Here is an 8,402-nt window from a genome sequence, read left to right as displayed (position 1 = left end):
GGAAGGCCAGGTGCTGCCTCGCTCGGACGCGCTGTGGGCGACGATCGAAGGGCCGTTCCGGGCGGCGGTACAAGGCGGTGGAAACGTCGCGCCGGTCATGGACACGCTGCGCGACCAGTTCGCGGCCCATCGCGCGGCGGTGGTGAAGCTGGTCGAGATGTCGACGATCTTCCTCGCCGACAAGGAAGCCGAGGCGTCCGCGAGCGAACGCTTGCTCGGACGCATCTCCCTCCTGGCCGGCATCTTCACGCTCCTGTGCTGCATCGTGGGCGCATGGCTGGTTTGGATCAGGGCGCTCGCGCCGCTCGACCGGATGTCGGGCTACATGCTCAGGCTTGCTGAAGGAGACTATTCCACCGAAGCGCCCTATGCAGGGCGCCGGGACGAGATCGGCGACATGGCCGGCAGTCTCGCCGTTTTCAGGCAGGCGGGGCTCGACAACATCCGGCTGGCGGAAGACAGCCGCCTCGCTCAGCAGTGGACGGAACAGGAGCGCGCTTCGAGGCTTGCCGAGCGGGAGATGGCCGCGGCCAATCTCGCACGCGTCGTCGAGGATCTCGGTGCGGGCCTCGAACGGCTGGCGGAATGCAACATCCGGCTGACGATCGACATGCCATTCGCCGAGCAGTTCGAGCCGCTGCGGCGCGACTTCAACAATTCGATCGGCCTGTTCCAGTCGGTTCTCGAACAGGTGATGGATAAGACCCGGGCGCTGCATGCAGGCGGGGCGGAGATGCACGCGTCGGCGGAGGGCCTCGCGCAGCGCACCCAGCAGCAGGCGGCCGCCCTCGAACAGGCATCCGCGGCGCTGGAGCAGATCACGGCCACCGTCCGTTCGTCCTCCGAGAAGATCCGGCAGACGCGCGCCCAGGCAAGCGACGCCCGCGACGCTGCTCTCGCCTCGCAGAAGGTGGTGCACAATGCGGTGGAGGCGATGCACCGCATCGAGGCCGGATCGCAGAAGATCGCGACGGTCGTCTCCGTCATCGACGAGATCGCGTTCCAGACCAACCTGCTTGCGCTCAACGCCGGCGTGGAGGCTGCACGCGCCGGCGAAGCGGGAAGGGGCTTCGCCGTGGTCGCCCAGGAGGTGCGCGAACTCGCGCAGCGCTCCGCGCTTGCCGCAAAAGAGATCGGCGAGATCATCCGCAAGTCGACGACGGAGGTCGACGCGGGTGTGCAGTTCGTGGGCGCGACGGGTGACGCGCTGACCCAGATCACCGGATACGTCACCATCATCGATGCCAACGTGAACGAGATCGACCGCGCGGCTGGCGAGCAGACGACCGGTCTGGAGCAGATCAGCCTCTCCGTCAACGAGTTGGACCGGATGACCCAGCAGAACGCGGGAATGGTCGAGGAAACGACCTCCGTCTCCGCGATGCTCGCCGAGAACGCCCGGACCCTGTCTGATCTCGTCGGCCGGTTCAAGCTGAACCGCCGCAGGCAGATTCGCGACGGAGCACCCGCGGCGAACGCTAGCCCCGTGCGCAGGGCCGCCTAGGCACCTTTGCCTGTCTCAAGGCTCCCCCCTGCGGCAGACGACGGCCGGCGCGGAAGGATCCGCGCAGACCCACCGGTCTTGCTATCTGAGGACGGCGGCGATGTTGCCGCCATCCACGGTCGTCACGTCGCCGGTGGTGCGCTCGGCCAGCGCGTGGTGCAGGAAGGCCTGCGCCACGTGGTCTGCGGTGACTTCGAGGCCGAGCAGGTTGCCGCTCATGTAATCCTTTTCCGAAAGTCCCCGCGCCTTGGACCGGCTGTTGATCATATCGTCGGTCAGGAGGCCGGAGCGGATCCGGTCGGCGTTGACGGCGTTCGAGCGCACGCCGATCGCCCCGTACTCGAGCGCGTACTGGCGCGACAGGAACAGCGTCGCCGCCTTTGGCAGACCATAGGCGCCGAACTTCGGGCCGGGATTCACCGCCTGCTTCGACGTATTGAACAACAGCGTCCCGCCCGTCTTCTGCTCCTTGAAGAGGCGCACGGCGTTCTGCGCCACCGTCTGGTGCGCAAAGAAGTTGAGCTCAAAGCTCCTGCGCAGCAGCGCGTCGTCGATCTCGCCGATACCGCCTTCCCAGGCCGCACCCGCGTTCGACACGACGATGTCGACGCCGCCATAGGTGGCGACCGCCTGATCGAATGCCGCGCGAACGTCGTCCGGGCTGGTCACGTCGCCGCCGACGCCGATCGAGGCGTTGCCGGCGGCCTTCGCGGTCTCGGCGGCCTTCGCGGCGTCGAGATCGACCACGACGACATGCGCGCCGTTGGCGGCAAATAGTTTGGCGGTCGCGGCACCGATCGCGCCCGCACCGCCGGTGATCAGCGCCACCTGCCCGGTCAGCGGCTTCGGCTTGTTGCCGGCGAGCTTGGCCTGTTCCAGCGACCAGTATTCGAGCTCGAACAGGTCCGACTTCGCCAGCGGCCGGAAGTCGCCTATCGCCTCGGCCCCGGAGACCGCCTCGATCCACATCTCACCGACGTCGGAGGCGATCCGGGCATCCTTCAGCGTCCTGCCGTGCCCGAACATGCCGAGCCCCGGAACCAGCGACAGGCGCGGCATCGGGTCGAGCATGGTGCGCCTGACGTCGTCGCGCGCATCGTTCTCGGTGAAATAGCGTTCGTAGTCCTGGACGTAATCGGCAATCGCCTTCCCGGCCGCGATCCGATAGCCCGCAAGGTCGGCGGCATCGGGGGACGGCAGCACGACCGGACCGGTCTTGATGCGGATCGACAGATCGGGCGTGGATACGCCACGCGCGGCCAGCCGGTCGAGATCAGCGCGTGCCAGGAAGTCGAGGATGGCGGGCGAGGTGCGGAAGTCCGACACCATGCGCTCGATGCGGCCTTCGGGATACCGTGCTGCCACCGCGCCGCGCAGCATCGGCGCGATCGCGGCCGGCTCGGCCAGGCTGGCCGGAAGCGGGGCGCGCGGGGCGGCGGGCTTGCGGTTGGCCGTGACATAGTCCTCGGCGACCGTGACCCAGTGGATCATCAGCCCGTACGCCTCCTTCGCCGTCTCAGCGAAGGTGAAGATGCCGTGCTTGTCGAGGATCAGCCCCTCGACCGACGGATCGCGATCGTAAATCTCGGCGGCCGCCTTGGCGAGGTCGAAGCCCGGCTTGATGTAGGGGACATAGCCCATCTTCGGACCGAACACCTTGGCGATCAGCGCCTCGCTGTCCTCGCCCTGGTCGACGATGGCCAGCACCGCCGTCGAATGCGTGTGATCGACGAACTTGTGCGGCAGGAAGGCGTGCAGCAGCGTCTCGACGGAGGGATTCGGCGAGCCCGGATCGATCAGGTTGGCCCTCTGCAGCGCCACCATGTCCTCGTCCGACAAACGCTCCAGCGACCGCGCCTTGAGCAGCGGCGCGAGCTTGACCGCCGGCAGGCCGGCAGGCTCGATCACCGCCATGTCCCAGCCCGAGCCCTTGACGCAGAGCACGTCCCATGTGTCACCGACCAGATCGGTCGCGGTCAGCTTGACGGAGGTATTGCCGCCGCCGTGCAGCACGAGGCGCGGGTCGCCGCCGAGCAGGCGCGTGGTGTAGACGCGCAGCGCCAGGTCGCGGTCGACGCCCTTGGCCGCATAGGCAGCGACCATGGCTTCGGCGTCGGATTCAATCCAGAGGTTCTTCATGTTGGCGGTCCGTCTCGGGTTGGCTTAGCCGGCCTGTCCGGCTGGGGAATCGATCAGCGCCTGTGCGATGGTGCGCGACAGGACGAGATGGGTCGCGAAGCGGCCTGCGAGCGCGGCACGGAGCGGCTCGAGCTTGGCCTCTTCCTGCACCACCATCAGCCGTTTCGGGATTGCGCGGAAATCGGTCAGGTCGGCCGAAATGCAGCGGCGGTTGTACTCGCAGTCGAGCGGCGCACCGTCGGCGTCGATCATCTGGCCCGCAATGACGCCGACGGCGCCTTGCCGCCGCAGCGCCCGCAGTTCGGCGGCAGTGACCGCGCCGCACTTGACCACATGCGCATCCTCGTCGGCAAAGCCGACGGAAAACAGTGCCATGTCGCACTCGCCGACGCCGGCGAGCTGCTCGCGGATGACGGGCTCGGCGCGCAAGGCGGTAGCCAGCGCCTCGGTGGACAGGATCAGCGGGGCGTAGAAGTTCAGCCCCTTCGCATTGAGCCGGCGCGCGATCTCCATCGTGCACTGGTCGGGGCGATAGGAGTAGGGGGCGCCGAGATTGCCGCAGAGCTGGACGACGGTCACGTCCTTCAGGTCGGCGAAGGTCATGGCGTCGGCGATCGCATAGACGGTGCGTCCCCAGGCCACGCCGACGCGCTGGCCGCTGCCGACCATCGAGAGGAACACGCTGGCCGCCAGCGATGGGATCTCCGCCTCGGGATCGGGAAAGGCGCTGCCGTCGGCGATCCAGACGCCGTCGAGACCGAAGCGGTCCTCCAGTTTGCGCGCCAACACGTCCGAAGCGAAGAGTTCGGTGGAGGCCGCTATGGTGACGATGCCGGTTTCGCGGGCCTTGCGCAGATACATGGCGACCGACGCGCGCGAGATTTCGAGCCGCCGGGCGATCTCATCCTGGCGCAGGCCGTGCGTGTAGTAGAGCCACGCCGCCTTATGCACGATCTGGTCGCCGGGCCGCAGCGCCATGGACTGTCCTCCTGGCTGACATTATTCAGGACGATTGGAAAAAGTCAATCTCCGGCCTCGACCAAAAGGGGCGGCCGGAGCCCGCCGCCCGACCATTGCCGCGGCCTGATCCGGGTCGTGGCCGCCGCCGAAGCAGGCGGGGCGGCCGAAGCCGCCCCGCCATCGCCCGGAAGGCGCGTCACTTGTTCGGGTTGGGCATCCAGGCCGGCATCGCAACGTCGGCATGGGCGAATTGCGGCAGCTTGGCCGACAGTTCTTCCATGTTCTTGATGTCGTTGTCGTTGAGCTGCTGCTGCGTGATCAGCGTCGGCGGCACGATCACCTGCTGGCCGGGATTCTCGCCGGCGAGCAGCATGGCGAGCGCACGCACCGAGACCTGGCCGACCACGGCCGGATTGGTGGCCGCGGTGGCGACCCAGGCGCTGCCCGGCTCGCGCATGGCGGCGATGTCGGCGGTCGAGATGTCGGCCGAGTAGATCTTGATCGAATCCGTCAGCCCGGCCTCGTCGACGGCGATCTTCACGCCCTTGGCGAACTCGTCATAGGGCGCGAACATCACCTGGATGTCGGGATTGGCGGTGACGACCGAGCGGGCCTGGTTGGCGACCGAGTTGGCGATCGGGTTGTCGAGCGTGCCGAACATGGCCGCCTCGTTGATGCCCGGATACTTCGCCTTGAACTCGCGCCAGGTCTCGTCGCGGCGGTCGAGCGGAGCGATGCCGGCGACGTAGACGTAGCCGGCCTTCCACGACTCGCCATTGTCCTTGACCGCCTGCTCGAGCGCCAGACGCGCGAGGTCACGGTCGGACTGTTCGACCTGCGGGATCGCCGCGTTTTCGACGTTGACGTCGAAGGCCACGACCTTGATGCCCGCGTCCACGGCGCGCTGCGCCGCTTCCTTCATCGATTCCGTCAGGCCGTGCTGGATGATGATCCCCTGCACGCCCAGCGCGATCGCCTGGTCGACCATGTCGGCCTGGAGTGCTGCATCCTGGCGGCTGTCCAGAACCTGAAGCTGGACGCCGAGCGCCTTGGCCTGGGCCTCGACACCGGCGAGATAGGCCTGGAAGAAGTCGCCCGTCGACAGATAGCGCACCAGCGCGATCTTGACGTCGCCCGGCTTGTCGAACGGCGCCGGCATGTCCTGCGCCATGGCGGGAAGCGAGAAGAGGGCGGTGGCGGCCAGCGCCATGCCCGAGAATGCCCTGCGTGTGAACCTCATGATGGTCTCCTCCATGTTTCCGCAGCCCGTGCCGGGCTAGCGCCTGCCCTGGTTCGAGAGGGCAAAGGTGAAAATGAGCGCGACGACGAGCACTGCGCCCTTGACGAAGTCCTGGGTGTAGTAGGGCACGTTCATCATGGTCAGCCCCTGCAGGAGCACGCCGACGAACAGGGCCCCGACCGCCGTGCCGAACGCGTTCGGCTTGGCGGCACCGAGCACCGCGAAGCCGATCAGCGCCGCGGCGACGGCGTCCAGGAGAAGATTGTTACCCGAGGCTATGTCGCCGCGTCCAAGCCGGGCGGCGAGAAGAATCCCGCCGATGGAGGCGAACATTCCAGAAATGACGTAGGCCCAGATCTTGTATGCCTTGACGGGCGCTCCGGCGAGTTCGGCGGCCCGCGCATTCGAGCCGACGGCGTACATCATGCGCCCGTAGCGGGTGTATTCGAGGAAGAACCAGATCAGCACCGCGAGCACGATCAGCACCACCACCGACACCGGCACGAGGTTCGGCAGGATGAAGTCGAAGCGGTGCCGGCCGAGTGCCAGGAAGGACGGCGAAAACACGCCGCCGGCGGTCGAGCCGTCCGGCATCGTCATGCCGGCGGCGATCGAGCGGCCCTCGGTCGGGATGCGTTGCAGGCCGAGCAGCAGGAACATCATGCCGAGCGTGGCGAGCAGGTCCGGCACGCGCATGTAGACGATGATAAGGCCGTTCACCAGTCCCACGAGGGCGCCGATCGCCAGGCAGAAGAGGACGGCCACGACGGCGTTCTGCTCGAGCACGATCATTGCGTAGGCGGCCGCCATCATGGCGCTGGTCGCGACCGATCCGATCGAGAGGTCGAAGCCGCCGACGACCAGGGTCGCGGTGACCCCGAGGGCCAGGATTCCGGTGATGGCCACCGACTGGAAGATGAAGACGGCGGCCTGCGGCGAGGCGAAGCCGTTGGTGGCCAGCGAGAAGAACACCACCAGGCCGGCGAGCAGCGCCAGGAAACCGTAGCGGATGAGCGTGTCGGTCATCAGGCTGCACCCTTCATTGCGCCGCCGGCCACCTCGGCCAGCAGGCGGTCCATGTCCAGGCGCTCATTACGGTGCTCGCCGACGATCGTGTGCTCCGACATCACCAGGATCCGGTCCGCCGTCTCCAGCGCCTCGTCGATCTCGGTGAGGAAGAGGAGCGTCGCCCGGCCGGCTGCGCTGGCGCGGAGCTTGGCGGCGATGTCGCGGCGCGCGGCGATGTCGACGCCCTGGAACGGCTCGTCGAGGATGAACAGGCGCGAGGGCTGCGCCATCCAGCGCGCCACCATCACCTTCTGCTGGTTGCCGCCCGACAGGGTCTGCATCATGTCGCGCTCGCCGCGGCAGACGATGGAGAGATTGTCGATCTGCGCCCGCGCGGCTTCGCGCTCTGCGCGGTTTCGGGTGACGCCAAGCCTGGAGAGGCGCCGCAGGAACGGCAGGGAGACGTTCCGGTAGAGATTGAAATCGCCGACGATACCGCTTTCGGCGCGATCCTTGGCGACGAGGAAGACGCCGGCCTCGATCGCCTCGGCGGTGTTCCTGGGCGCATAGCCGCGTCCGTCGAGGCGCATCGAGCCGGCGAGCGGCCGGCGCACACCAAACAGGGTCTCGGCGAGCTGCGTCTTGCCGACACCGACAAGGCCGGTGATCGCCACCACCTCGCCGCTGCCGAGCGACAGCGAGAATGGCAGCGACTGTGCCTTCAGGCGCATGCCGGCGGCTTCGAAGATCGGTTCGCCGCCATCGCGGGCGGTCACCGCGTCGACAGCCACGGAACGGCCGAGCATCGCGTTCACCGCGCCCTCGTAGTCGAGCGGCTTGTCCTCGAAGGTTCCTGTGATGCGCCCGTCGCGCAAGGACATGATACGGTCGGCGATACGGCGGATGTCGGACATGCGGTGCGAGATGTAGAGAATCGCCACGCCCTGCGCTCGCAATCGCTCGATGGTGGCGAAGAGCCGGTCCGCCTCGGCGCTCGACAGCGACGACGTCGGCTCGTCGAGGATCATCACCTTCGGCTCATGCGACATGGCGCGCGCGATGCCGACCATCTGACGGTCGGCGAGCGACAGCGAACCGATGTCGGCCCTGAGATCGAGGTCGAGGTCGAGCCGTGCGGCCACCTCTGCGGCCTCCCGGCGCATCCGGCGCGGGCTGACGAACAGGCGCGCACCTTTCCCCGAGAGCCGGTCCAGCGTCAGGTTGGTCGCGACGTCGAGCGCGCCGACGACGCCGTCGTTGATGTTCTGATGCACGGTCACGACACCGGCGCGGATGGCCTCGGCGGGCGTCGATGGAGCGAAGCGCTGGCCGGCGAGCGTCATGGTTCCCGCGCTCGGCTGGTGAACGCCGCTCATCACCTTGACCAGCGTCGATTTTCCCGCGCCGTTGGCGCCCATCAGGACGGTCACCTGACCGGGAAAAAGGTCGAGCGAAACGCCGTCGAGGACCCTGTAAGGTCCAAACGACTTCCCCAGTCCCTCGATGCGGAACGTGGCTTGCATGCCGGCAGTCTCCTCCCTCCCCGGAATG

At 67.6% G+C, this 8,402-nt stretch carries 6 protein-coding genes; 1 reads left to right on the top strand and 5 read right to left on the bottom strand.

What is annotated here, in order from left to right:
* Positions 1 to 1,504 (top strand): methyl-accepting chemotaxis protein (locus N1F91_RS27955; RefSeq protein ID WP_289997008.1); only part of this gene is annotated, 1,504 nt, incomplete at its 5' end.
* 81 nt (positions 1,505 to 1,585) lie between these two features.
* Here the strand turns inward: N1F91_RS27955 and N1F91_RS27950 are convergent.
* The 5 genes from N1F91_RS27950 to N1F91_RS27930 form a co-directional block, all read right to left on the bottom strand.
* Positions 1,586 to 3,643, bottom strand: coding sequence for a bifunctional aldolase/short-chain dehydrogenase (locus tag N1F91_RS27950; protein WP_289997006.1), 2,058 nt, complete (start codon positions 3,641 to 3,643; stop codon positions 1,586 to 1,588).
* A 24-nt stretch (positions 3,644 to 3,667) separates the two neighbouring features.
* Positions 3,668 to 4,621, bottom strand: coding sequence for a sugar-binding transcriptional regulator (locus N1F91_RS27945; RefSeq protein ID WP_289997004.1), 954 nt, complete (start codon positions 4,619 to 4,621; stop codon positions 3,668 to 3,670).
* Positions 4,622 to 4,799: 178 nt separating this feature from the next.
* The gene (locus tag N1F91_RS27940) at positions 4,800 to 5,813 is read right to left on the bottom strand and encodes a substrate-binding domain-containing protein (protein ID WP_289997009.1); all 1,014 of its coding nucleotides are present in this window, start codon (positions 5,811 to 5,813) and stop codon (positions 4,800 to 4,802) included.
* 66 nt (positions 5,814 to 5,879) lie between these two features.
* On the bottom strand, positions 5,880 to 6,869 hold the full coding sequence (locus N1F91_RS27935) for an ABC transporter permease (RefSeq protein WP_289997003.1): 990 nt from the start codon (positions 6,867 to 6,869) through the stop codon (positions 5,880 to 5,882).
* On the bottom strand, positions 6,869 to 8,374 hold the full coding sequence (locus N1F91_RS27930) for a sugar ABC transporter ATP-binding protein (protein ID WP_289997002.1): 1,506 nt from the start codon (positions 8,372 to 8,374) through the stop codon (positions 6,869 to 6,871). The genes N1F91_RS27935 and N1F91_RS27930 overlap by 1 nt, the downstream gene beginning before the upstream one ends.
* Between the last annotated feature and the right edge of the window lie 28 nt (positions 8,375 to 8,402).

Origin of the sequence: Aquibium sp. ELW1220, assembly GCF_030398385.1 — a bacterium.
Taxonomy (GTDB): Bacteria; Pseudomonadota; Alphaproteobacteria; order Rhizobiales; family Rhizobiaceae; genus Aquibium.
The sequence above is the reverse complement of the archived record's forward strand: the minus strand, read 5'-3'. Positions and strand labels throughout refer to the sequence as shown.